The organism is Streptomyces clavuligerus, from assembly GCF_005519465.1.
In the GTDB taxonomy this organism is placed as follows: Bacteria; Actinomycetota; Actinomycetes; order Streptomycetales; family Streptomycetaceae; genus Streptomyces; species Streptomyces clavuligerus.
In genome coordinates this window covers 5,856,855-5,881,551 of sequence record NZ_CP027858.1, presented here as the reverse complement: position 1 = coordinate 5,881,551, position 24,697 = coordinate 5,856,855, and the positions used below count along the sequence as shown (strand labels likewise).

Sequence of the window (24,697 nt, the reverse complement as noted above, 5' to 3'; positions counted from 1 at the left end):
TCGTTCGTTCGAGAGGGCGGGGCCACCGGAGAGGAGCGCCGGTGACCCCACCACAGTGCCAGCGACCCGGGCCCCTCGGGGAGAGACATCGGTCACTCCCGCCTCCCCCGTCACTCCCCGGCCCCGGGCACGCGGACCCGTCAGCGGACCCCGACGGCCGCGAGGGCCCGGCGCTGGGCGCCCGTGGGGTGCTGCGGCCAGTAGAGGTAGCAGACCCCGCCGCTGCCGGACGCGACCTTCCCGGTGGCCGTGTAGCGCTTGGTGCGGAGCCAGATGTTCTCCCACTCCCGGCGCCGGTAGACCCGTCGTACGGCCTCATTGCTGGGCGACGCGGGGTCGTTGGCGATCACATCGCCCTCGGGTGTGAAGCCGATCACGGTCATCAGATGCCCCGCGGTGCCGTAGCCCGCGCCGGTCAGCTCGTCCTGCCGGAAGGACTGCGAGGTGATCAGCGGGATTCCGGCCCGTACCAGCCGTTCCGCGTCCGTCAGCGAGCCGAGCCGGGTGACCACGGCGTTCATCCCCCGGTAGCTCGCGGCGTAGGCGGCGTTGAAGGGCCAGTTGCCGCAGCCCTCGTACGCGTAGTCGTAGGTGAACCGGGCCGCGTGGCAGACCTGGGGGTCGGCGAAGGCGGGGTCGACCCAGGAGAGGTCCGCCGCCGACGGGCGCCGCCCCCAGTACTCGACGATCATCTGCGAGGACGTGGGGCTGCACCACGCCTCTCCCCCGTTGTCGTACTCCGGGTACTGGCCGATATGGGTGTTCTGCGAGTACCGGGGGACGATCAGCTCCCGGGCGTGCTCCGGTACGGAGGCGGGCACCGTGAACCGGTCCGGGACGTCGGACGCCATGGCCCCGGCCCGCCGGACGACCGGCGTGAGCCGGGTGCCGGGCCTGCGGAAGAGGGTGAGCCGCAGCCGGTAGGCGACCAGCCGTACCCCGGCGGCCGGGTCGTCGACGGCGAGCGTGTCCGTCCAGACGCTCGTCCTGCCGTCGCGCTGGCCGTCCAGGGAGGTGCGCCGGATGTCGGCGTCGCCGAGGGCCCAGCGGCCCATGACGTACCACGGGGTCCAGCTCCCGTCGGCGTACTCGCAGCTCAGCTCCGTCTGGAGCCAGGTGCCTGGCGGGGTGTGGGCGTTCCAGGAGGGGATGACCTCGGTCGCGGGCGTCCCCACCCGGTGGACGGGCGAGGTCCAGGTGGCGTACTCCCAGGAGTCGGTCCGCCCGGTGTGCGGGTCGGTGTGGTCCAGCACCCCGGCCGGGCGGGCGATCACCACCGCGGGGCGCGCGCCGTGCACCACCGTACGCACCCCGTCCGCCGTGCCGCGGCGCCAGTCGCCGTACGAACTCCAGAAGCGGTTGTCCACGGGCGCGGTGCGCGGTGTCCCGGCCGCCGGGGCGGACAGGGCGGCGGCGGGGCCCGATGTGAGCGCACCCGCCCCCGCGAGGGTCCCGATCGCGGCGCAGAGCACGGTTCGGCGCGAAGTGGCCATGTGTTCCCCCTTGTCATCGGCGCGGGGCGCCGAGTGGTCGAAGCTGATCCCGACGCTGGTCACTATCTCCGGAACGGCAGATCCCGGCCAGGGTCCGCGCCCGTCCCGGTCCCGCCGGTCACCCCGGCGGTCCGTCACGGACCCCGACAGTCCACCGTTATGCCCCGCTCTGCCCCGCCGCCCCATCCCTCCATCCCTCCGGCCCACCGGCTGCCCGGCCCACCGGCCCGCCGATGTCACCGGTGCCCGGCCGCCCGCCGACCGGCGCGGCCGGTCTGCGTACGCTGGCCACGTGGACGATCTCGACCGGCTGGCCCGGACCCTGCGCACGCTCCCGCCCTCCCTGGGGCCGGTGCGGCTGATCGCCGTGGACGGGCACGCGGGCTCGGGCAAGAGCACCTTCACCGCCCGGCTGCGCACCGCGCTCGGCGGACCGGGGGGCGTCCCCGTCCTCCACCTGGACGACCTGGCGAGCCACGAGGAGTTCTTCGCCTGGACGGACCGGCTGCGGGCCCAGGTGATCCGGCCGCTCGCCGGGGGCAGAACCGCGTACTACGCGCCCTACGACTGGACGGCGCGCCGGTTCGGCACTCCGCGCGCCCTGCCGTCCGCGCCCGTGGTGCTCATCGAGGGCGTCGGCGCGGGGCGGCACGCGCTGCGCCCCTTCCTGGCGGCGCTGCTCTGGATGGACCGCGCGGCCGAGGGCTCCTGGCAGCGGGGGCGGCGCCGCGACGGCAGCGCCCTGAACGGCTTCTGGGACGAGTGGACAGTGGCGGAGACACGCCATTTCTCGGCCGACCCGTCGCGCCCGTTCGCCGATGTTCTGGTACGGGAGTGTCCCGAGGGATACGAGGCGTCGACCGGTCCCCGCGCAACCGCAGGCGAGAGCCATTTCCTCACGCTCGGTGACCATTTTTCGCGGGCAGACTGACGGGTCGGAAATCTGCCGCAGCTCTGCCCGAACTCTGCTTGACCGGGGGGGTGTAGAGGTCTTACGTTCTCAATGTGCGGCTTTGGAGCTGCCACATACACGAAGCCCCCGGTTGTTCCCCCGTGACCGGGGGCTTCGTTCTGCACCGCGCACGGCCCCGACGGAGCGGCCGGGCCTCACCCTCGGTCACCGCCGCCCGGATACCCGCGCGGCACCCTTAAGCTGTCCGTCCCCCCGCAGGTACGATGCCCTTCTGTGGGGTCAATTCCCGCTCACGGCGGGGCGGTTCGGCGGGTGCCACGGGCCGTCCCCCGGCCGGCGGGCCCGGGAAGAGCATTCCCCCCCGACGGACGCACGGCCGTACCGGCCGGACAGGGCGCAGGCGCACTTGGTGGGGGACCTGATGGACAGCGGCACACAGGGCGCACCGGACCCGGCCGACCTCGCCTGGGTACGCGCCGTCGACGCCTACACCATGGGGGCCTACCCCCAGGCCGAGGACGAGTTCCGCACCGCCGTCCGGCTCGACCCGGGCATGGCCGACGGCTGGCTCGGACTGCACGCGCTGCGGGTGGACACCACCGACGCGCTGCTGCGGATGTACCGCTCCCGGGACCGCTTCGGCGAGCAGCGCACCCGCCACCGGCGCACCCTCAACTCCTGGTACTGGCTGGGCTGGTGGGTCCAGCCGGTACTGGAGACCCCCCGCGACCTGCTGCTGGCCCACGCCTCCCACTGGCTCGACGGCCGCCATGTCGCCGAGCTGGACCGGGCGCTGGCGGGGCTGCCGCCCGTGGACGCCGATCCCCAGGTGCGTTTTCTGCACGCCTGCCGGTCCTATCTGGTCAAGGACTGGGAGCAGTTGGTCCGGCACACCGAACCGCTCGTCGACGATCAGCTCCTGGGCATCGAGGCGGGGCTCTTCGGCGGGATGGCGCGGGTGCGGCTGGAGATGTACGGACAGGCCGAACCGCTGCTGTCGGCCGCGCTGATGCGCTGCCGCAGTGAGCAGCCGCAGCGCAAGGAGCTGCGGTACTGGCTGGCCCGGGCGCACGAGGGCACCGGTCGCAGCGCGGCGGCGCTGCCGCTGTACCGGGCGGTGCACCGGATCGACCCGGCGTTCATGGACACCTCCGCCCGGCTGGCGGCGATCGCGGCGTACGACGGCATAGAGGGCGTGGACGGCTTCGACGGACTGGACGGCGCCGACGGGGCGACGGGGCTCGCGGTGTCACTGGCGGGCTTCGGCCAGGAGAACACGGAGGAACGGGCCGACAGCGAGGGCCCGGGCCCCGCCGACGCCCGCCCCGGCGGCGATCCGCAGGACCGGCCGCCCGGCTCCGTCGCCCCGGGAACGGCCTTCGGCACCCCCCGGCGGCGGGTCCGCTCCACCACCCGGAGCGAGGGCCTCCTCTTCCCTTCCGGTCCCACCGATCCGGCACTGCTCGCCGAAGCCCTGTCCGAACTGGAGCGGATGGTGGGCCTGGAACCGGTGAAACGGCAGGTCAAAGCACTTTCGGCACAGTTGGAGATGGCCCGGCTGCGCGCGGGCCAGGGGCTGCCGGTGCAGCCGCCGAAACGGCACTTCGTCTTCTCCGGCCCGCCGGGCACCGGCAAGACCACCGTCGCCCGGATTCTGGGCCGGGTCTTCTACGCCCTCGGACTGCTCGGCGGCGACCATCTGGTGGAGGCCCAGCGCTCGGACATGGTGGGCGAGTACCTGGGCCAGACGGCGGTGAAGGCCAATGAGCTGATCGACTCCGCCCTGGGCGGGGTGCTCTTCGTCGACGAGGCGTACTCGCTCGCCAACTCCGGCTACTCCAAGGGCGACGCCTACGGGGACGAGGCCCTCCAGGTCCTGCTGAAGCGCGCCGAGGACAACCGGGACCACCTGGTGGTCATCCTCGCCGGCCATCCGGAGGGCATGGACCGGCTGCTCACCGCCAACCCCGGGCTGACCTCCCGTTTCACCACCCGGGTCGACTTCCCCTCGTACCGTCCGCTGGAGCTGACCGCGATCGGCGAGGTCCTGGCCGCGCAGAACGGGGACGGCTGGGACGAGGAGGCGGTCGACGAGCTGCGCTCCATCAGCGGCCATGTGGTGGATCAGCGCTGGATCGACGAGCTGGGCAACGGGCGGTTCCTGCGCACGCTGTACGAGAAGAGCTGCGCCTATCGCGATCTGCGGCTGTCGGGGTATCCGGGCACCCCGACACGCGAGGATCTGTCGACGCTGCGGCTGCCGGATCTGATGCAGGCGTACGGGGAGGTCCTGTCGGGCCGCGGCCCGCTGGAGCGCGGCCCGCAGGACCCCCCGCTCTGACGCCCGCCCCCGGCACCGGGGGCGGCGGCTCAGCTCACCAGGGCGATGTCCCCGGTGGTCCGGGCCGTGGGCGGGGAAGCCGTCGCCGAGGAGCCCGGGGACGGGGAGGCCGGGGACGGGGAGGCCGGGGACGGGGAGGCCGGGGACGGGGAGGCCGGGGACGGGGAGCGGGCCGCGCTGGGGTGGTGCGCGGGGTCACGCACCTCCCCCACCAGGGTCTCCAGCACATCCTCCAGGGCCACAAGGCCCAGGACCCGCCCACCGGGGTCGGCCACCTGCGCGAGATGGGCGCCCGCGCGGCGCAACACCGCGAGCGCCTCGTCCAGGGGCAGCCCCTCGGCGAGGGTGACCATGGGCCGCCACACCCGCCGGGGCACCGCCCGGTCGCCCTCCTCCAGGTCGAGGACGTCCTTCACATGGAGATACCCGCGGTAGGGGCCGGTGGCGTCGCCGCGCACCGGAAAGCGCGAGTAGCCGGTGCGCACCGTCAGCTCCTCGATCTGGCGCGGGGTGACCGAGGGGTCCACGGTCACCAGCGCGGACCGGGCGATCAGCACCTCGCCGACGGGGTGGCAGCCCAGCTCCAGGGCGTCGCCCAGGCGCTCCTGCGCGGCGGGGTCGAGCAGCCCCGCCTGGCCCGCGTCCTCCACCAGCCGCCCGAGCTGGGCCCGGGTGAAGACGGCCTCGACCTCCTCACGGGGCTCCACGCCCAGAGCGCGCAGCACCACCCGCGCCAGGGCGCCGAACGCGGCCGTCACCGGATGGCAGAGCCGGGCGAAGGCGACCAGACCGGGCCCGAACCAGAGGGCGGTGCGCTCCGGGGCGGCGAGGGCCAGGTTCTTCGGCACCATCTCCCCGATCACCAGGTGGAGCGAGACCACCACGGCGAGGGCGGCGGCGTAGCCCAGGGGGTGGACCAGCCCCGCCGGGACCCCGGCGACCTGGAACACGGGCTCCAGCAGCCGGGCGACGGTGGGTTCGGCCACGGCCCCGAGGGTGAGCGAGCACACGGTGATGCCGAACTGGGCCGCCGCCATCATCCGGGGCAGGTGCTCCAGGCCGTACAGCACCCGGCGGGCGGGGGCCGAGCCCTGGGCGGCGAGGGGTTCGATCTGGCTGCGGCGCACGGAGACCAGGGCGAACTCGGCGCCGACGAAGAATCCGTTGGCGAGGACCAGCAGGGCGGCGAGAAGAAGGGGGAACGCGCTCATCGCACCGCCTCCGGCTCCGGGGCCGCGGTGCGGACCAGCCGTACCCGTTCGGCCCGGTAGCGGTCGACGCGGCGGACCGAGAGCCGCCAGCCGGGCAGTTCGGCGCGGTCCCCGGCGGCGGGGATGCGTCCCAGCAGATCGGCGACGAGCCCGGCGACGGTCTCATAGGGGCCGTCGGGCACATCGAGGCCCATCCGGCGCAGGGTGAGCACCCGGCAGCTCCCGTCGGCCTCCCAGGCGGGACGGCCGTCCTCCGGTGCCAGGGGCGCGAGTTCGGGGCGGTCCGCGGCCTCGGCGTCGTGCTCGTCACGGACCTCGCCGACCAACTCCTCCACGATGTCCTCCAGGGTGACGACGCCCGCGGTGCCCCCGTACTCGTCCACGACCACGGCGAGGGGCTGCTCGCTGCGGAGGCGGACCAGGAGCCGGTCGACCGGCAGGGTGCCGGGGACCAGCAGGGGCGGCGCGGCGAAGGAGCCGACGGCGGTGCGGGGCCGGGCCGGGGCGGGCACGGCGAGCGCGTCCTTCAGATGGACGGCGCCGACGACGTCGTCGATGCCCTCCCGGTAGACGGGGAAACGGGAGAGCCCGGTGGCCCGGGTGAGGTTGAGGACGTCGGTGGCGGTGGCGTCGGTGTGCAGGGCGAGCGTCCGTACCCGGGGGGTCATCACATGCTGCGCGGTGAGCCGGCCCAGCGACAGGGTGCGGACGAAGAGATCGGCGGTGCCCTGCTCCAGCGCGCCCGCGCGCGCGGAGTGCCGGGCGAGGCTGACCAGTTCCCCCGGTCCCCGGGCGGACGCCAGCTCCTCGGCGGGCTCCACGCCGAAGAGCCGTACGATCCGGTTGGCGACGGCGTTGAGCAGGGTGATCAGGGGGCGGAAGAGGGCGGAGAAGAGCCGTTGGGGGCCCGCGGTGAAGCGGGCCACCTGGAGCGGGCGGGAGACGGCCCAGTTCTTGGGCACCAGTTCGCCGATGACCATCTGCACCGCGGAGGCCAGCAGCATGCCGGTGACGACCGCGACCGTCGCGACGGCCCCGGCGGGCAGTCCGGCGGCGGTGAGCGGCCCGCCGAGCAGCCCGAGCAGCGCGGGCTGGGCGAGCATGCCGACCGCGAGCGAGGTGAGGGTGATGCCGAGCTGAGTGCCCGACAGCTGGAAGGAGAGTTCCCGGAGTGCTTCGACGACCCGGAGGGCACGGCGGTCGCCCGCCGCCGCGGCGCGTTCGGCGTCCGGGCGTTCCACGGTGACGAGGCCGAACTCGGCGGCGACGAAGAATCCGTTGGCGAGGATCAGGGCGCAGGCCGCGCAGAGCGGCATCAGGGTGGTGATCATGGGGCCGCCTCCCGGTGGGGGGCGGCGGGGGTACTGCCGGACGGTCCGTCCATGGCCGGAGGGTGTCACTCCTCTGGTCGCAGGTGTCCCCCGGAGGGCACCCCGCCGCACGCGGGGCACCGGGAGGGGACGGGGCGCGCTCGGCGCCACCGCCACCAGATTAAGCACGGGCGGGGGGAGCGGGGCAGGGGAAGCGCCGGGGCATACCCCGCACGCCCGCCCCCCGGAGTGCGCCCCGGCGGCCGGCCGCGGGCTACGGCTCGACGCCGCCGCGCGACTCGGCGAGGGCACGCAGCGCGCGGGCGTCGCTGATGGCCTGCTCACGGGCGATTCCGGGCTGGATGCCGAGGACCGGGAGGCTGCTGCCGTCGCTCAGGTCGAGGAAGACCCAGGGGTCGCCGGTGCGGAGATTGACCCGGAGGATCTCCGCCCATTCGAGACGCCGGACACGGGTGATGTTGACGACCGTGACTCCGTCGGCGTCGGCGACCACCTTGGGCCGGGCCAGCAGACAGAGGACGCCGAGGAAGAGGAACGCGGTGAAGACGAAGCTGATCCGCTCCCCCGGGTTGAGCCGGTTCAGGGTCAGCCCGGCGAAGGCGATCACGGCGAACATCACCGCGCCCACGGTCAGCAGGACGACCCGGGTCCGGGTGGGCCGGAAGGTGACGGGGAGTGTGGGCAGCCCGGTCTCGGACGGTGCGGGGGTGGTGGTCACGGGTGGTCCGTCCCTCAGAGGCGGCAGGCGTGGATCGCGGTGGTGAGGATCGCGCGGGCGCCCAGCTCGTACAGATCGTCCATGATCCGCTGGGCCTCCTTGGCGGCGACCATCGACCGTACGGCGACCCAGCCCTCGTGGTGGAGCGGGGAGATCGTCGGGGACTCCAGGCCGGGGGTGAGCGCCACGGCCTGTTCGAGGTGCTCGACCCGGCAGTCGTAGTCCATCATCACGTAGGAGCGGGCCACGAGGACGCCCTGGAGACGGCGGAGGAACTGCTGCACCTTGGGGTCGTCGGTACCGGCGCCGGTGCGGCGGATCACGACCGCCTCGGAGGTCATGATGGGCTCGCCGATCACTTCGAGGCCCGCGTTCCGCAGTGAGGTGCCGGTCTCGACGACATCGGCGATGATCTGGGCCACGCCCAGCTCGATGGCGGTCTCGACGGCGCCGTCGAGGTGGACCACGGAGGCGTCGATGCCGTTGTCGGCGAGGTGCTGGGCGACGATGCCCTCGTAGGAGGTGGCGACCGTCATCCCGGTGAAGTCCGCGACGCCCCGCGCCGTGCCGGGCCGGGTGGCGTAGCGGAAGGTGGAGCGGGCGAAGCCGAGCTGGAGGATCTCCTCGGCCTCGGCCCCGGAGTCGAGCAGCAGGTCACGGCCGGTGATGCCGATGTCGAGGCGGCCGGAGCTGACATAGATGGCGATGTCCCGGGGGCGGAGGTAGAAGAACTCCACCTCGTTCTCCGGGTCGACCAGCACCAGCTCCTTGGACTCCTTGCGCTGCTGGTAGCCGGCCTCATGGAGCATCGCCGACGCAGGTCCGGAGAGTGAACCCTTGTTGGGAATGGCGATACGCAGCATGAGGACGGCTTCCTTTGACTCGATCGGTGCGGGACGGGCGGGGGCGGGGCGCCGGGGACGGCGCGCGGATCAGAGGTGGGAGTAGACGTCGTCGAGGGAGATCCCGCGCGCGACCATCATCACCTGGACGTGGTAGAGGAGCTGGGAGATCTCCTCGGCGGCGGCTTCCTTGCCCTCGTACTCGGCGGCCATCCACACCTCGGCGGCCTCCTCGACGACCTTCTTGCCGATGGCGTGGACGCCCTTGTCCACCAGCTCGGCGGTACGGGAGGAGGCGGGGTCGCCGTGGGCCGCCTTGTGCTGAAGCTCCGCGAAGAGTTCTTCGAAGGTTTTGTTCGCCATGATGATCCCAGGGTACGGGGTGGGGGGCTCCGCTCAGCGCCAGGGTTCGCTGAACGAACGCAGGGCCGTGGCGGTCGCGACGGCGGCGGTGACCGCCTCGTGGCCCTTGTCCTCCCGGGAGCCCGCGAGGCCGGCCCGGTCGAGCGCCTGTTCCTCCGTGTCGCACGTCAGCACGCCGAAGCCGACGGGGACACCGGTGTCGACGGCCACCTGGGTCAGGCCCTGGGTGACGCCCTGACACACATAGTCGAAGTGCGGGGTGCCGCCGCGGATGACGACCCCGAGCGCGACGACGGCGTCATAGCCGCGTCCGGCGAGCACCTTGGCGACCACGGGAAGCTCGAAGCTCCCGGGGACCCTCAGCAGGGTCGGCTCGTCGATGCCCAGCTCCCGCAGGGCGCGCAGGGCCCCGTCGACGAGCCCGTCCATGATCTTCTCGTGCCACAGGGCAGCGATCACGGCGACACGGAGGTCGCCGCAGTTGCGTACCGACAGTTCGGGTGCGCCGTTGCCGCTCACGCTTCTCCTCGGTGGTGCGGTCGGGTGGGGTGGTGCGGGTGTTCGGTGTCGAGGTCCGGCAGCTCATGGCCCATCCGGTCCCGTTTGGTGCGCAGATAGCGCAGATTGTGTTCGCCCGCCTGGACGGGCAGCCGCTCCCGGCCGTGGACGGTGAGACCGTGCCGGGCGAGCGCGGTGACCTTGTCGGGGTTGTTGGTGATCAGCCGGAGGCTGTGCACCCCGAGGTCGGCGAGGATCTGGGCCCCGGCGGCGTAGTCCCGGGCGTCGGCGGGGAGCCCCAGCTCCAGATTGGCGTCCAGGGTGTCCCGGCCGCGCTCCTGGAGTTCGTACGCGCGCAGCTTGGGCAGCAGGCCGATGCCCCGGCCCTCGTGGCCGCGGAGATAGACCACGACACCGCGTCCGGCGCGGGTGATGTGGTCCATGGAGGCGTGGAGCTGGGGTCCGCAGTCGCAGCGCAGCGAGTGGAAGATGTCGCCGGTGAGGCACTCGGAGTGGAGCCGGACGAGGACGTCCTCGCCGTCGCCGATGTCGCCGTGGACGAGGGCGATGTGCTCGACCCCGTCGATCGTGGAGCGGTAGCCGTAGGCGGTGAAGCGGCCGAAGGAGGTCGGCAGGTCGACGGCGGCCTCGCGCTCGACGGTGGGCTCGCCCGCCCGGCGGTAGGCGATCAGGTCCTCGATGGAGATGATCGTCAGCCCGTGTTTGCGGGCGAACGGGATCAGCTCGGGCAGCCGGAGCATCCGGCCGTCCTCGCCCGCGATCTCCACGATCGCCCCGGCGGGGCGCAGCCCGGCGAGCCGGGCGAGGTCGACGGCGGCCTCGGTGTGGCCGTTGCGGACGAGGACCCCGCCCCGCTTGGCGCGCAGCGGGAAGATGTGGCCGGGGCGGACGAGGTCGGCGGGGGCGGTGTCCCCGGCGGCCAGCAGCCGCAGGGTGGTGGAGCGGTCGGCGGCGCTGATGCCGGTGGTCACGCCGTGGGCGCGGCTCGCGTCGACGGAGACGGTGAAGGCGGTCTGGAGGGACTCGGTGTTGCGCTCCACCATCTGCGGGAGTTCCAGCCGGTCCAGCTCCTCGGCCTCCATGGGCGCGCAGATCAGCCCGCGGCACTCGCTCATCATGAACGCGACGATCTCGGGGGTCGCCTTCTCGGCGGCGATGACGAGGTCGCCCTCGTTCTCGCGGTTCTCGTCGTCGACGACCACGACGGGGCGGCCCGCGGCGATGTCCCGGATGGCCTGCTCGACGGGGTCGAGGGCGAAGTCCTCGGGGCCGGGGTCGGCGGCGGGGTACCAGAGCGGGGCCCCGGCCCGGGGCTCCGGGGACGGCTCAGGGGGCCGTTCCGGGGATCGTTCCGGGGAGCGGGCGGGAGCCGGTCCGGAGGGCAGGGCGGTGTTCACGCGGGGACTCCTTTCAGGGCCGGGGTGCGGGACCGCAGCCACCAGTCCCGCAGTCCCCACAGCACCAGTCCGAAGTAGACGACGTAGACGATGCCGGAGAAGGCGAGACCGCTGCTGAACGCGAGGGGGACGCCGACGAGGTCCACCAGGAGCCAGGCGAACCAGAACTCGACCAGCCCCCGGGCCTGGGCGATCATCGCCACGACGGTGCCCACGAAGATATAGGCGTCGGCCCACGGGCTCCAGGAGAGCGAGGGGAAGGCCAGGAAGAGACCGGCGACCGCGAGGGTGCCGACGGCGGCGCCGCCGGCCAGCAGCGCGCGCTCGGTCCGGCTCGCGAAGCGGACGGCGACGGAGCCGTCACGGGCCTGCCGCCGGCCCTGGCTCCACTGGTGCCAGCCCCACAGCGCGACCACGATGACCAGGAGCTGTTTCCCGACGCCGCCGCTGAGTCCGGCCGAGGCGTAGGCGGCCACCAGGACGAGGCCGGAGAGGAGCTGGGCGGGCCAGGTCCAGATGGAGCGCCGCCAGCCGAGGGCCAGGGCGATCAGTCCGACGATGTTGCCGACCATGTCGGACCACTTGATGTCCTGTCCGAAGGCCGTGAAGGCCACGGAGTTCAGGGTGGAGAAGACGTTCACCGGGCCGCCTCCGGATCGCCCGCCGGGCCGGTCGCCCCGGCGGCGCGGTGGCCGAGCAGCCGCTCCACATATTTGGCGATCACGTCGACCTCGATGTTGACGGGGTCGCCGGTGCCCTTGACGCCGAGGGTGGTCAGGGCGAGGGTCGTCGGGATCAGGCTGACCGTGAAGCGGTCCTCGCCGACGGAGACGACGGTGAGGCTGACGCCGTCGACGGTGATGGAGCCCTTCTCCACCACATAGCGGGCCAGCGGGGCGGGCAGGGAGACGGTGACCAGCTCCCAGTGCTCCGACGGGGCGCGCTCCACGATGGTGCCGACGCCGTCGACATGGCCCTGGACGACATGGCCGCCGAGGCGTCCGCCGACGGGTGTGGGCCGCTCCAGGTTGACGCGGTCGCCGGGGGCGAGGGCGCCGAGGCTGGAGCGCTTGAGGGTCTCGGCCATCACATCGGCGGTGAACTCGCCGTCGCCGTGGTCGACCACGGTGAGGCAGACGCCGTTGACGGCGATGGAGTCGCCGTGCCGGGCGCCGTCGGTGACCAGGGGGCCGCGCAGTCGGAAGCGGGCGGAGTCGCCGAGCGTCTCGACGCCGGTGACCTGACCCAGTTCCTCGACGATTCCGGTGAACACTCAGCTCTCCTCGGGTGCGGGTGCGGCTGCGGATACGGGGGTGGACACGGGTACGGACACGGGACCGGCTGCGGCTGCGGGCACGGACGCGGGTACCGCGGTGATGCGCAGATCGGGGCCGATGCGGACGGACTCCGTCAGGTCGAGCCGCAACGCCTCGCCGATCGTGGAGATTCCGGCGCCGCCGAGGGCGGCGGGGCCCGCGCCGAGCAGCGCGGGGGCGAGATAGCCGATGACCTTGTCGACGGCGCGCGCGGCGACGAAGGCGCCCGCGAGGGTGGGTCCGCCTTCGAGCAGGACGGAACGGACGCCGCGGGCGGACAACTCGGCCAGCAGGGCGTGGAGGTCGAGGCCGCGCCCCGGGCCGGGGGCCGCCGGGAGGACGACGGTGTCGACGCCGGGCAGATGGCCGGTGTCGGCGCCCTCGCCCACGGCGATCAGGGTCGGCGCGGCGTCGTCGAGGACGCGGGCCGCGGGTGTGACCGTGGCCCGGGAGTCGAGGACGACCCGCAGGGGCTGGACGGCGCCCTCGATGCCCCGGACGGCGAGCTGGGGGTCGTCCGTCCGCAGGGTGCCGGAGCCGATGACGACGGCGTCGGCCCCGGCGCGCAGCCGGTGGACGTCGGCGCGGGCCTCGGGGGAGGTGATCCAGCGGCTGCTGCGGTCCTCTGCGGCGATCCGTCCGTCGAGGGTCGCCGCGTACTTCCAGACGACCTGGGGGCGGCCGAGGCGTACGGAGGTGAGCCAGGCGGCGTTGACCGCCTCGGCCTCGGGGCCGAGCAGCCCGCACTCGACCCGGACCCCGGCGGCGCGCAGGGTTCCGGCACCGCCGGACGCCTGGGGGTTCGGGTCGGCGACGGCGTGGACGACCCGGGTGATCCCGGCGGCGAGGAGGGCCTGGGAGCAGGGGCCGGTGCGGCCGGTGTGGTCGCAGGGTTCGAGGGTGACGTACGCGGTGCCGCCCCGGGCCCGCGTCCCCGCGGCACGCAGGGCGTGCACCTCGGCGTGCGGTCCGCCCGCGCGCTCGTGGTACCCCGTTCCGGCGATCTCTCCGGAGGCGTCCGTGATGACGCATCCGACGACCGGATTGGGGCTGGTGGAGCCGAGTCCGCGGGCGGCGAGCTCGATCGCCCGCCGCATGGCGGCGATGTCGGCTGCGGTGGCCACCGGGTCCTCCTGCCTGTTCGGGCACGGACTCCGGGGCTGTCGATCGACGACAGAACAGCGGGAGACGCCGGAGACACGGGAACGCCGGAGCCGTCGGGCACACCGGTCACCAAAGTGGGTGACCAGCCGCCGCCAACGGCCGGCGTACCGCGAAAGGGCCGCCCGCCGCGCACTGCCTCCCATCCGGACTTTCACCGTCGGTCCAGGAATTTCACCTGGTCAACCGGCCGCTGGCTGCGGACGGGTCGCGGACTGTAACCGCCGGTTCGGAATTGCACCGACCCCGGAGTGCGCTGCTGCTGATACAGGGCCAGTCTGCCACGGCCGGATGTGGGCCATAGGAGTGATCCGCTGTGGCCTGGATCACAGCACCGCCGGGATCGAACGGGGGATCGCCCCGGATCGCCGGGCCCCGCAACGCTCTTGACGTGTTGGTCTAGTCCTTTTACGCTCGCCGGACTCCGCAGCGCGGGGTGACGGGCGCCCGGCGGCGGAGTCCCGGCCCTTGCCGTCGCCGGGCGCTCCCCCGCACACGAGCGGCGGCTGTTCGCGGACCGGGGCACCGGATCGGGGGCACCGGATCGGCCATCGGGCGCGCGAGCCGCCGACGCGGGCCCCGCGAACGGCCGCACGCCCCCGGCAGTCCTCGCAGATCCCGCCTTCGCGGCAGCCGCGCGCACCGACCGAGGGGACCGCAGCGCCGCGAATCCACCGGGCAGCCGACGCACTGCACGCACCGGCACGCACCAGCGGCATGGGCGGCAGCGGTGCACCGCGGGCGCGCCGTCGGGGGTGACCCGCACCCGGGAGCCGCCGACCATGGCCGGATCTCACCCGTACAGAACGTGCGGATCGCGCGGAACGGGGTAGAGGCGCCCCGCCGACCACAGCGGCACACCGGCGGGTGGCGCGCGCAGCCGCGGGCGGGGTCAGCGCGTGGCAGCCGCGAAGAGGTCGTCCTGCGCCTGGTCGCGGGCGGTGAGCAGAGCGCCCCGCAGCACCGCCGAGCCGCCCAGCTCGCCCGCGCGGACCTGGGTCGCCAGCGGGGTGAGCCCGGCGAGACGGACCTCCACCCGGCGCGCCAGCTCGGCCCCGCCCGCGAGCCCCAGCTCACCGCCGAGGACCACACAGCCGGGGTCCAGGACCGAGGTCACCGCCGCCGCCCCCAGGGAGATCCGGTGGGCGAGGGCGTCCAGGAAGGCGTCCTCGCCCGCGTCGACCGCCCCGGCCACGATCGCGGCGGCCGGCGGCCCGTCCACCGCGCGGGCCCCGGCTCCGGGGAGACCGACCCCGTACTCCTCCGCGAGCCGGTGCACCGCCCCCGCGCTCACGAGGGAGTGGAATCCGCCGTCGCAGCCGACGGCCGAGGGCAGCCCGCCGGTGCCGGGCAGGGGCAGGAAGCCGATCTCGCCCGCGCCGCCCGACGCCCCCCGGCGCAGCCGCCCGTCGAGGAAGATGCCCGCGCCGACGCCGTGCCCCAGCCAGAGGAACGCGAAGCTGTCGCGGTCGCGGGCGGCCCCGGCGCGCTGCTCGGCGACGGCGGCGAGATTGGTCTCGTTCTCCAGGACCACCCGGGCGGGCAGCCGCTCCTGGAGCGCGGTGACCAGACGGCGGTGCCAGGCGGGCAGCCCCCGGGCGGTCCGCAGCTCCCCGGTGGCCGGGTCGATCAGTCCGGGCACGCCGACGCCGACACTGTGCAGCCGGGAGGCGCCCGCCTCGCGCACGGTCCGCTCCAGCAGGGCGGCGGCCCGCTCCACCGCCGGTTCGGTCCCGGTGTCGTCCCCGATGGGCAGCGCCGCCTCGGCGAGCGTGGCCCCGAGGAGGTCCGCGACGACCAGGGAGACCCCTTCGGTCCGTATGTCCAGCGCGGCGAGGTGGGCCCGGTCGGCGACGATCCCGTACACACGGGCGTTGGGGCCGCGCCGCTGGGCGCCCGCCTCTCCGACCACCTGGATCAGGCCCGACTCCTGGAGCCGGTCCACCAGATCGGCGACAGTGGGCCGGGACAGTCCCGTCTTGGCCTTCAGCTCTCCGGCCGTCAACGGCCCCTCGCTCTGGAGGAGTTGCAGAGCGAGACGGTCATTGATGACCCGGGCGGTGCTGGGGGATGCGGCCATGCCGAGATCCTTTCAGATCGACAGCCCCGCCGATAAACATTAACTATCAGGCAAGGTTCCTGATAGTTTACGCGGCCAGCGACGGGACATCCGGTCGACGACGACAGGGAGGGACGCTGTATGGCGTACGAGGGAGCCTTCGGGCAGCGACGACTGACCAGGGCGCGATGGGCCGTGGCCATGATCTTCTGTACCCACGGCGCGGTCGCCGGGAGCTTCGCCACCCGGATTCCCTGGATTCAGGACCATACGGGGGTCAGCGCCGGACAGCTCGGGCTCGCGCTGGCCTTCCCCGCGGTCGGCGCCTCGCTGGCGATGCCGCTGGCGGGCTGGCTCAGCCACCGGTTCGGCGCGCGCACCGCCCTGCGCGGGCTCCTCACCCTGTGGACCCTGGCGCTGCTGCTGCCCTCGCTCGCGCCGGATCTGCTCACGCTGTGCGCGGCGCTCTTCGTCTACGGCGCGACCTCCGGGATGTCGGACGTGGCGATGAACGCGTCGGGCGTCGAGACCGAGAACCGGCTCGGCCGTTCGATCATGTCCAGCCTGCACGGCATGTGGAGCGTGGGCGCGCTGATCGGTTCGGCGGGCGGGACGCTCGCGGCGCATCTGGGGACGGACGCCCGCGTGCACCACGCCCTGGCCGTGGCGATCCTCACCGTGACCGGGCTCCTCGCCTGCCGGGGGGTGCTGGATCTGCGCGGCACCGCCGACGAGGAGCCGCCGCCGCGGTTCGCGCTGCCGCCCAGGTCGGCGGTGATCATCGGCGCGGTCGGCTTCTGCGCGGTCTTCGCGGAGGGCGCGAGCCTGGACTGGTCGGCCATCTATCTGCGGGACGAACTGGGCACGTCGGACGGGCTCGCCGCCGCGTCCACGACGGCGTTCGCCCTGACCATGGCGGTGGCACGGCTGGCGGGCGACCGGGTCGTGGACCGGTTCGGCACCGTCCGCACCGTCCGTACCGGCGGGGTGCTGGCCACGGCGGGCGGTCTGCTGGTGGTGCTCGCCCCGCATCCGGCGATGGCGCTGACGGGCTTCGGCCTCATCGGGCTCGGGGTCGCGGTGGTCGTCCCGCTGGCCTTCGCCGCGGCGGCCCGCAGCGGCCCGCGCCCGGCGCAGGCCATCGCGGGCGTCGCGACCATCACCTACACGTCCTCGTTGATCGCCCCCTCCGCGATCGGCGGGATCGCGGACCTGACGAGCATGGTGTTCTCGTTCGGTCTCGTCACCGCGCTGACCGCCGGGCTGATCGTGGGCGCGGGTGTGCTGCGCTCGGCCCGCGGCGGCCCGGCCGGGGCGCCCACCGCCGACCGGACCGCGCCCCGGGGCGCCCCGGAGCCGAAAGCCTGAGCCCGGGGCCTGCCCGCCGAAACCTTCCACCGGTCCCCGGCCGACCGGGGACCACAACGGCCACCGGCCCCGCGCCCGGGGGACCGCCGCGAGCACGGCACTCCCCCGTACCGGAGGGGGCTGCCGGACACCGGACGCCGTCCGGCAGTGGCGAGAGCGGAACGGAGGTACGGCCCGGCCGTGAACGGCCGGGCCGTACCCCGCCACCCGCCGGGCGCGCGGCTCAGCCTGCTCCGGCCCCGCCGGTACACCATCCGACAGGGTCGGTACGAGACCGGAACGGGAGCGGGACGGACACCCGCCGGAGCGCAGGCACCGGACACCCCACAGCCGGACACAGCCCGCCGGGACACGCGGCACGACCCGCTCCGCACGCGCCGGACACGTCCCACAGGACCGGTACGGAACCGGGAGCGGGACGAACACCCGCCGGAGCACAGGCATCGGAGGCCGCACCGCCGGACACAGCCCATCGGGCCCGCCCCGTACCCGCCGGGCACCGTCCCGTCCCCCAGGACCGGAACAGCACCGGAGCGGAACGGACACGACTCCACCGGGACACGGCCGTCGGACACCGCACGGCGGGGCACGGCCCGCCGCCGGGGCCCGCGGCGCAAACCCGCCCCGCAGCCGCCGGACACCGTCCCTCGGAGCCGGAACAGCACCGGAGCGGGGCAAAGGCGCGGCCCCACCGGGACACGGCCGTCGAAGGTCTCGCCGAAGGCCGGACGGCCGGACGGCCGGACGCGGCCCGCCGGGGCCTGCGGCACCGCCCGCCCGGCACCGTCCGTCCCCAGGGCGGGAACGGCAGCGGAGCAGACCGGGAGCAGGGGCGGACACAGCCCGGCGGAGCCCCGCCATCGGACACGGCCGGACGCGGCCCCCACCGAACCCGCCCCGCCCCTGGCCGACACGGCGGACACCGGCCCGCGGGGTCCGGTGTCCGCCGTGCCGGGCCCGCGGCTCAGCCCGTGCCGGACGGTGCGATCGAGTCGAGCTGTTCGGCGGCGGGGCGCAGCGGCCAGAGGTCGCCGCCCGGGGGCGGTTCGAGGGCGGGGACGGCCGCGCGGGACGGGCGGTCGCCCGCGTCCGCCGCCGCGCGGACGACATCGGCCGCGGCGTAACGGCGGAAATTCAGCTCGGGATGGGGCCAGCGGGCGGAGCCGGTCGCGGCGGGCAGCAGATAGTGGACGGCCCGGGCGAGGCTCTGCCCCTGGGGCCCGCGGTGGGCCCACAGATCCACGCCGAGCTGTCTGCCGAGCGCCGCCAGCCGGACGTGCGCGACGAGCGAGAAGGTCGAGTAGTGCCAGCTCCGGGTGCGGCGCAGCTCCTGCGGCTGGGTCCCGTCGGGCGCGATCTGGAGGTCGATGCGCTTGGCGCGGGCCTCCCGGACGACGTTCCGGGCCAGTGCCCGGTCCCCGGTGGCGGCGGCGAGCGCGGCGACCTGGAGATCGTGGAAGACGCCGTGGTTGTTGGCCGCCGCCGCCTCCTCCTTGCCGAAGGGGCTGGTGCGCAGCCAGTCCAGGAAGGCGCGGTTCCAGGCGCGCAGCCCCTTGCGGTCGGCGGCGCGCCAGCCCGGGGCCCCGGTGTCCAGGATCGCGACGGCGTCCAGGACGGTCGTGTACATCTGGGAGAAGTCGATGATCCCGATCGCCCGTCCGGTGAACCGGCAGGGGATGAACTGCGCGTGGTCGAGGTGCGGGTTCATCCGGGTGGCCGGGTCGACGAACCAGGTGCGCAGCACCGTGGCCGCGTGCTCCGCGTACCGCTTCCGCCCCGTGTAGTACCAGGCGAGGCTGAGGGTGGTGACCGAGTCCACCACCCTGCCGATGTCGGGGCGGTCGGTGCCGGTGTCGACCTCGGGGTTGCGCTCGCCGTCGCGCTGGACGTACGGGCAGCCCCAGGGGTTCTCCGGGGTCCTCGGCTTGGTGGGCCACCAGTACGGGGCCTGGCTGAGGTAGTCGTGCGGATCGCCGCTGGGCGCGGGGCGCGGTTTGTCGACGACGGTCCAGGGGCCCTCGCCGAGTCGGCGGTCGGCGCGGGCGATCAGTTCACGGGCGGCCCGGACCAGTTCCGGATCGCCGCGGAGCAAACGTTTCCGCGCCTCCTTGAGCCGCTTTCCCTCCAGGACGACCGTCTTCGGGACCCGTGCCTTCCAGGCCGCCGGGGCCGTCTCCCCGTCCGCGCGCGGGTCGACGCGCGCCACGGTGGTCCGGCCTCCGCCGACCGGCCCGGCGGCCTGCGCGGAGGCGGCGGGTAACAGCAGGGCGAGGGCGGCTGCGGCGGCGGTCAGCCCCGTTCCCCAGCTCCTCCCCCAGAGATTTCCGGCCATCGAACACTCCCATCAGGTATATGAACGAGATTCATGAACCGGACCGTGCGAGCCTAGGGCGGCGCGCCAAGGGGTGACAACCCGCCCGCACGGTCACGAAGGGAAACGGTTGGCCGAAAGTCGCACTACCATTGCGCCGATCGATCGAACCCCGGCGAAGGACTCCTCGGAGAAGAACTCCCGGGAGGCGAAACCCCGGAAGAAGGACGAAGGAGCGGCCCGTGAACCTCGGCGTGCGCTGGACTCTGCACGGCGACGGGCGGACTCCCGCTCCCGGCGCCGTCGTACGCCCCGACGAGCGGCTGTCGTGGCCACGGACGGCGGGGCTCGGCGCCCAGCATGTGGTGGCCATGTTCGGAGCCTCGTTCGTCGCGCCCCTTTTGATGGGGCTCGACCCGAATCTCGCGATCATGATGTCCGGCTTCGCCACCATGATCTTCCTGCTGGCCACCCGGGGCCGGGTCCCCAGCTATCTGGGCTGTTCCCTCTCGTTCGTCGGTGTCGCCGCCGCGATCCGGGCGGGCGGCGGCGACAGCGCCACCGTCACCGGCGCGGTCTTCGTCGTCGGCGCCGCGCTCTTCCTCGCCGGTCTGGCCGTCCAGCGCTTCGGCGCCCGGATCATCCACGCCGCCATGCCACCGATCGTGACCGGCGCCGTGGTGATGCTCATCGGCTTCAACCTGGCTCCGGTCACCGCCAGTACCTACTGGCCGCAGGACCAGTGGACGGCGCTCGCGGTGATGCTGTTCACCGGGCTCGCCGTGGTCTGTCTGCGGGGCTTCTTCTCCCGTATCGCCATCTTCCTCGGACTGCTCTTCGGCTACGGGCTCTCCTGGGTCCTGGACCGGGTCTTCGGCAAGATCAGCTCCCCGGTCGGCGGCCAGGTCACCGACCACTGGCGGCTGGACCTCTCCGGTGTCGCCAAGGCCGACTGGATCGGGCTGCCGTCCTTCCACGCGCCCAGCTTCGAGTGGTCGGCGATCCTGGTCGCGCTCCCCGTCGTCATCGCGCTCATCGCGGAGAACGCCGGCCATGTGAAGGCCGTCGGCGAGATGACCGGCGACCCGCTGGACGACAAGCTGGGCACCGCGATCGCCGCCGACGGCGCCGCGTCCATGCTGTCGACGGCCGTGGGCGGCCCGCCGAACACCACCTACTCCGAGAACATCGGCGTGATGGCGGCCACCCGTGTCTACTCGACCGCCGCCTACTGGGCCGCCGCCTGCTTCGCGCTGCTCTTCGGCCTCTGCCCCAAGTTCGGCGCGATCGTGGCCGCGATCCCCGGCGGTGTCCTCGGCGGGATCACGGTGATCCTCTACGGGATGATCGGCCTCCTCGGCGCGCAGATCTGGATCAACGCCAAGGTCGACCTGCGCAACCCGCTGAACCTGGTCCCGGCCGCCGCGGGCATCATCATCGGCGTCGGCGGCGTCAGCCTGAAGATCAGCGACAGCTTCGAGCTGGGCGGGATCGCCCTCGGCACGATCGTCGTCATCACCGGGTACCACGTCCTGCGGGCGTTCGCCCCGGCCCATATGAAGCAGCAGGAGCCGCTGCTCGACGCGGGCACCTCCACCTACGACAGCGACAGCGGGCCGTCCGCCGAGGGCGGTCCGGACGGGACCGGCGGCGGCAGCAAGGGCTGACGGGGTCCCCCGTTCCGGCGAAGTCCCGGCCGGGGGCCACCGGGCCGCCGCCCCGGCTGGGACGCTGCCCCCATGGCGCCACCGCACGCATCCACGACGACCGTCGCCGCTCCCCCGGGGGCGGCCGACGCCCTCTCCCCCGCCGTCCCCGGCCAACCCGCCCGCCGCTGCGGGCCGACCGGGGACGGCGTCGCCGTCTGCCGCCGCATCCTGCTGACGGTGGGCCGGGACCCCGCCGGGACCGGGGGCGCGGCGGAACTCCTCGGCCGCCGGGCGGCGGACACCGTCGGCGCGCTCGCCGTGCGGCGCTCCCTGCGGGCGCTGGCGGCGGCCCGGCCCCCGGCCTGCTGGCGTCCGGTGTTCCAGTACCGCCACCACCCCCGGGTGCATCCGGTGCAGTTCGCGCTGGCGGGGCTCAACGCCCATGTCGGGCACGATCTCCCGCTCGCCGTGGTGGACGCGTGCCGGGCCCAGGGCGCGGCGCCGGAGCGGCTGGAGCGCGAGTTCGACCGGGTGGCCGGGCTTCTCGCGCTGGTGGAGGAGGGCATCCGGGAGGAGCTGCTGACCGGCCCCGAGCCGCTGGAGGTCGCCGATCCGCTCACCCATCTGCTGGGTTCCTGGAGCCCGGGCCGGGCCTGCGACAGCGCCTGGTCGGCGGCCCGGCTGCTGTGGCGGCTCCAGGACCAGGCGCCCCTGGCCGAGGAGTTCGCCGCGCGGCTGGACAGCGGCACCGGTCTGGTGGGGCGCTGTCTGCTCACCCCCCGCCGCTGAGCCGAGCTGTCCGCCGCTGAGCGGAACGCCCCGCCGCTGAGCCGGGCCGTCCGCCGCTGAGCGGAACCCGCCGCCGCTGAGCCGGGCCGTCCGCCGCTGAGCGGAACCCCCCGCCGCTGAGCCGGGCCGTCCGCCCGGACTCATGTCCCCGGCGCTCAGTCCTCCGGCAGCTCGACGGGGGCGATCTCGTCGTACAGGTCGCCCGGCCCCGGGTTGACCGGGTCGCTCGCCCCGCCGAGGTGCGTCATCACACCCCACACCGCGTTCAGCGCGGTCTGCACCGCGCCCTCGGCCCACCCCGCCGTCCAGGAGATGTCGTCGCCCGCCAGGAAGATCCCCCGCTTGTCCGCGGGCAGCCGGTCCTGCATGAAGTGGGTGAAGAGCCGCCGCTGATAGCGGTAGTGGCCGGGCAGGTTCGCCTTGAACGCGCCCATGAAGTAGGGCTCGTTCTCCCAGGAGACGGTGACGGGGTTGCCGATGATGTGGCTGCGGATGTCGACACCCGGGTAGATCTCGCCGAGCGAGTTCAGCATGACGTCCATCCGCTCCTGGGCGGAGAGCGGCAGCCACTTGAGGCTGTCGTCGCACCAGGTGTACGAGAGGCAGATGACGGCCGGGCGGTCGGGCCCGTTGTCCAGCAGATAGGTGCCCCGGGTCATCCGGTCGGTCAGCGTCATGGACATCGTGTCCCGCCCGGTGGTCCCGTCCGGGTCCAGCCAGAACGGCCGGTCCACCGGGACGAAGAGCTTGGACGACTCCATGTAGTGGGTGCGCTCGATCGCGGTCCAGTGGTCGATCGGGAACAGCTCGTCATCACAGGTGATCTTGGACAGCAGCATCCAGGACTGCGCGGTGAACACCGCCGCCCGGTAGGTGCGGATGTCGCCGGAGGCGTCCGTGACGGTGATCCGGTTCCCGGCGGTCCGGGTGAGTCGGGTGACGGCGGGACGCGGGTCGCCCCCGTGCAGCGAGGAGAGCGAGGTGCCCGGGGCCCAGTGCAGGATCTTCCCCGGCTCGCGCTCCCACAGCCGCAGCGGAAGCTCCTGGCTGCCCTCCACGATGCCCCGGTGGTGGTCGTCCGCCTCCGCGTAGACCACCCGCAGGATCTCCAGGATGGAGTTGGGGAAGTCGGTGTCCCAGCCGCCGGTGCCGAAGCCGACCTGCCCGAAGATCTCCCGGTGCCGGAACGAGGAGAACGCCTCGGAGTCGCAGAGGAAGCCGTAGAACGTCTGATTGTCCAGCTTCTCCACCAGCCGCGCCCAGATCTCCCGGATCCTCGGCACATCGCGCTCCCGCATGGCGCGGTTCATGTCGGAGAAGTCGGCCCCCTCCTCCAGACAGGCGTTCCAGGCGTTCATCACATCGCGGTAGACCTGCGGCAGATCGTCGATGGTCTCCGCGTAGTGGCTCTCCCCCTTGAGGTCGACCACGGTCGACGGGGTGGCCGGGGAGAGCGGGTTGGGGAAGGGCCGGGTCGTCAGGCCCACCAGGTCGATGTAGTGCTGGAGCGCCGTGGACGAGGGCGGGAAGCGCATCGCGCCCATCTCGGCGCTCAGCTCCGGGTCACAGCCCTCGAAGCCGACCGTGCGCAGCCGCCCGCCGATCCGGTCCGCCTCGTACACGACGGGCTTGAGCCCCATCTTCATCAGCTCGTACGCGGCGACGATGCCGGAGAGCCCGCCGCCGATCACCGCCACCTCGGTACCGTGCTCGGTCGCCGGGACCTGGCCGAGGCCCGCCGGGTGGGCGAGGTAGTCGTCGTACGCGTACGGGAAGTCCGGGCCGAACATCGTGATCGGCGGCTGCGCGTCGGTGTGCTGGGCGGCGGTGGGCACCATGGACGTCATGGGGCGGACTCCTCGGGTGAAGCGGGTGCAACAGATGAACGAAAAGGGGTGCGGCCCCGCGGCGGGGCGTACCGGAGGGGGAACGGGGGTCAGTCCCGCGTTCCGTACAGCTCGGGGCGGCGGTCGCGCAGATAGGGGTTGCCGGTGCGGGACGCGGCGAGGAAGACGGGGTCCACCTCGGCGGTGACGAGGTCCTCGGTGCGGCCCGCCCGTGCCCGGGAGAGTCCGTCGGGGCCCGCGAGGGTGCTCAGCCCGACGAACTCGAACTCGCCCTCCGCGCCGACCCGGTTCACATACGCGATGTAGAGCTGGCTCTCGAAGGCCCGCACCGGCACCAGCGACTCGGCCACGAACTGGAAGGGGTGCATCTGCGCGGTGGGCACCAGCAGCAGATCGGTCCCGGCCAGCGCGTGCGCCCGGACGTTCTCCGGGAACTCCACGTCGTAGCAGATCAGCATCCCGATCCGCAGTCCGTCCAGCTCCGCCTGGACCACCTGGCGCTCCCCGGGGGTGAACCAGCGCTGCTCGAAGCAACCGAACAGATGGGTCTTGCGGTAGTTCGCGAGCGGGGCGCCGTCCGGGCCGGTCAGCCGGGCCGAGTTGAAGATCCGTTCCCCGTCCCGCTCGGGGTAGCCGTGGCAGATCGCGAGGGAGTGGCGGGCGGCGATCCCGGCCACGGCGGCGGCGGACGGCCCGTCGGCGTTCTCGGCCAGCTCGGGCACCCGGTCGCCGATCGCGTATCCGGTCAGGAACATCTCGGGGGTGACCAGCAGCCGGGCTCCCGAGGCGGCGGCGCGCTCGGCGGCCTCGTCGAGCGTCCGGAGATTGTCCTCGACCGAGCCCGGCCGTCCGGAGCTCTGGAGCAGGGCGATACGCGTCGATGACATGGCTGACCTCGGGCTGAAGGATGACGGACCCGCCGGGCCGGGCCGCTCGGACGGGCCGGGCGCGCGCGGGGGCGGGAGGGCGGCGGGGAAGCCGTTCAAAACCGTATGGCCCGGCCGGGCCGCCGGACAAGGCACGACCGTTGCAGGGCATCAGGTGATTTATTGCGTCATCTGCGGCGGTC

At 73.7% G+C, this 24,697-nt stretch carries 20 protein-coding genes and 1 riboswitch; of the genes, 5 read left to right on the top strand and 15 right to left on the bottom strand.

Annotation, left to right across the window (positions count from 1 at the left end):
• Positions 1-140 precede the first annotated feature (140 nt).
• Positions 141-1,493 carry a C39 family peptidase gene (locus CRV15_RS24885; protein ID WP_029182843.1) on the bottom strand — a complete coding sequence of 451 codons (1,353 nt, stop codon included), beginning with the start codon at positions 1,491-1,493 and terminating at the stop codon, positions 141-143.
• 292 nt (positions 1,494-1,785) lie between these two features.
• Between CRV15_RS24885 and CRV15_RS24880 the strand changes: the two genes are divergently transcribed.
• Both CRV15_RS24880 and CRV15_RS24875 read left to right on the top strand, forming a co-directional pair.
• A complete protein-coding gene (locus CRV15_RS24880; protein ID WP_003958045.1) occupies positions 1,786-2,424 on the top strand; it encodes a uridine kinase family protein in 639 nt (212 codons plus the stop codon).
• Positions 2,425-2,827: 403 nt separating this feature from the next.
• Positions 2,828-4,747 carry an AAA family ATPase gene (locus CRV15_RS24875; protein ID WP_029182844.1) on the top strand — a complete coding sequence of 640 codons (1,920 nt, stop codon included), beginning with the start codon at positions 2,828-2,830 and terminating at the stop codon, positions 4,745-4,747.
• Positions 4,748-4,776: 29 nt separating this feature from the next.
• Here CRV15_RS24875 and CRV15_RS24870 read toward each other — a convergent pair whose 3' ends face one another.
• The 11 genes from CRV15_RS24870 to CRV15_RS24820 all read right to left on the bottom strand — a co-directional run bounded on the left by CRV15_RS24870 (position 4,777) and on the right by CRV15_RS24820 (position 15,685).
• Positions 4,777-5,958 carry a hemolysin family protein gene (locus tag CRV15_RS24870; protein ID WP_003959718.1) on the bottom strand — a complete coding sequence of 394 codons (1,182 nt, stop codon included), beginning with the start codon at positions 5,956-5,958 and terminating at the stop codon, positions 4,777-4,779.
• Positions 5,955-7,289: a hemolysin family protein gene (locus CRV15_RS24865; RefSeq protein ID WP_003958048.1), complete on the bottom strand. Its 1,335-nt coding sequence runs from the start codon at positions 7,287-7,289 to the stop codon at positions 5,955-5,957. Before CRV15_RS24865 ends, CRV15_RS24870 begins: the two co-directional genes overlap by 4 nt.
• Positions 7,290-7,542: 253 nt before the next feature.
• Positions 7,543-8,007, bottom strand: coding sequence for a PH domain-containing protein (locus tag CRV15_RS24860; protein WP_003958049.1), 465 nt, complete (start codon positions 8,005-8,007; stop codon positions 7,543-7,545).
• A gap of 14 nt (positions 8,008-8,021) precedes the next feature.
• A complete protein-coding gene (gene hisG, locus CRV15_RS24855; protein ID WP_003958051.1) occupies positions 8,022-8,870 on the bottom strand; it encodes an ATP phosphoribosyltransferase in 849 nt (282 codons plus the stop codon).
• A gap of 69 nt (positions 8,871-8,939) precedes the next feature.
• Positions 8,940-9,212 (bottom strand): phosphoribosyl-ATP diphosphatase, encoded by a 273-nt coding sequence (locus tag CRV15_RS24850; RefSeq protein WP_003958052.1) that lies wholly within the window; start codon positions 9,210-9,212, stop codon positions 8,940-8,942.
• Positions 9,213-9,245: 33 nt separating this feature from the next.
• Positions 9,246-9,731 carry a 6,7-dimethyl-8-ribityllumazine synthase gene (gene ribH, locus CRV15_RS24845; protein WP_003958053.1) on the bottom strand — a complete coding sequence of 162 codons (486 nt, stop codon included), beginning with the start codon at positions 9,729-9,731 and terminating at the stop codon, positions 9,246-9,248.
• Positions 9,728-11,128, bottom strand: a complete 1,401-nt coding sequence (locus tag CRV15_RS24840; RefSeq protein ID WP_003959719.1) for a bifunctional 3,4-dihydroxy-2-butanone-4-phosphate synthase/GTP cyclohydrolase II — start codon at positions 11,126-11,128, stop codon at positions 9,728-9,730. The genes ribH and CRV15_RS24840 overlap by 4 nt, the downstream gene beginning before the upstream one ends.
• Positions 11,125-11,769 (bottom strand): nicotinamide mononucleotide transporter family protein, encoded by a 645-nt coding sequence (locus CRV15_RS24835; RefSeq protein ID WP_003958056.1) that lies wholly within the window; start codon positions 11,767-11,769, stop codon positions 11,125-11,127. Before CRV15_RS24835 ends, CRV15_RS24840 begins: the two co-directional genes overlap by 4 nt.
• Positions 11,766-12,401, bottom strand: coding sequence for a riboflavin synthase (locus CRV15_RS24830; RefSeq protein ID WP_003958057.1), 636 nt, complete (start codon positions 12,399-12,401; stop codon positions 11,766-11,768). The genes CRV15_RS24835 and CRV15_RS24830 overlap by 4 nt, the downstream gene beginning before the upstream one ends.
• Positions 12,402-13,568 (bottom strand): bifunctional diaminohydroxyphosphoribosylaminopyrimidine deaminase/5-amino-6-(5-phosphoribosylamino)uracil reductase RibD, encoded by a 1,167-nt coding sequence (ribD, locus tag CRV15_RS24825; RefSeq protein WP_009995478.1) that lies wholly within the window; start codon positions 13,566-13,568, stop codon positions 12,402-12,404.
• Between the two features lie 165 nt (positions 13,569-13,733).
• Positions 13,734-13,864, bottom strand: a riboswitch (FMN riboswitch).
• Between the two features lie 633 nt (positions 13,865-14,497).
• On the bottom strand, positions 14,498-15,685 hold the full coding sequence (locus CRV15_RS24820) for an ROK family transcriptional regulator (protein ID WP_003959722.1): 1,188 nt from the start codon (positions 15,683-15,685) through the stop codon (positions 14,498-14,500).
• Positions 15,686-15,805: 120 nt separating this feature from the next.
• Here CRV15_RS24820 and CRV15_RS24815 point away from each other — a divergent pair, with 120 nt between their 5' ends.
• The gene (locus CRV15_RS24815; RefSeq protein ID WP_003958060.1) at positions 15,806-17,032 is read left to right on the top strand and encodes an MFS transporter; all 1,227 of its coding nucleotides are present in this window, start codon (positions 15,806-15,808) and stop codon (positions 17,030-17,032) included.
• 964 nt (positions 17,033-17,996) lie between these two features.
• Here the strand turns inward: CRV15_RS24815 and CRV15_RS24810 are convergent.
• Entirely contained in the window at positions 17,997-19,364 is a 1,368-nt protein-coding gene (locus CRV15_RS24810) for an alginate lyase family protein (RefSeq protein WP_003959723.1), read from the bottom strand.
• Between the two features lie 221 nt (positions 19,365-19,585).
• Between CRV15_RS24810 and CRV15_RS24805 the strand changes: the two genes are divergently transcribed.
• Both CRV15_RS24805 and CRV15_RS24800 read left to right on the top strand, forming a co-directional pair.
• Positions 19,586-21,010: a uracil-xanthine permease family protein gene (locus CRV15_RS24805; protein WP_003958062.1), complete on the top strand. Its 1,425-nt coding sequence runs from the start codon at positions 19,586-19,588 to the stop codon at positions 21,008-21,010.
• A 72-nt stretch (positions 21,011-21,082) separates the two neighbouring features.
• A complete protein-coding gene (locus CRV15_RS24800; RefSeq protein WP_003959724.1) occupies positions 21,083-21,781 on the top strand; it encodes a DUF5995 family protein in 699 nt (232 codons plus the stop codon).
• Positions 21,782-21,936: 155 nt separating this feature from the next.
• Here the strand turns inward: CRV15_RS24800 and CRV15_RS24795 are convergent, their stop codons facing one another.
• Both CRV15_RS24795 and CRV15_RS24790 read right to left on the bottom strand, forming a co-directional pair.
• Positions 21,937-23,628 carry a flavin monoamine oxidase family protein gene (locus tag CRV15_RS24795; RefSeq protein ID WP_003958065.1) on the bottom strand — a complete coding sequence of 564 codons (1,692 nt, stop codon included), beginning with the start codon at positions 23,626-23,628 and terminating at the stop codon, positions 21,937-21,939.
• A gap of 89 nt (positions 23,629-23,717) precedes the next feature.
• Complete coding sequence (locus CRV15_RS24790; protein ID WP_003958066.1) at positions 23,718-24,515, bottom strand: carbon-nitrogen hydrolase family protein; 798 nt, start codon at positions 24,513-24,515, stop codon at positions 23,718-23,720.
• Positions 24,516-24,697 lie beyond the last annotated feature (182 nt).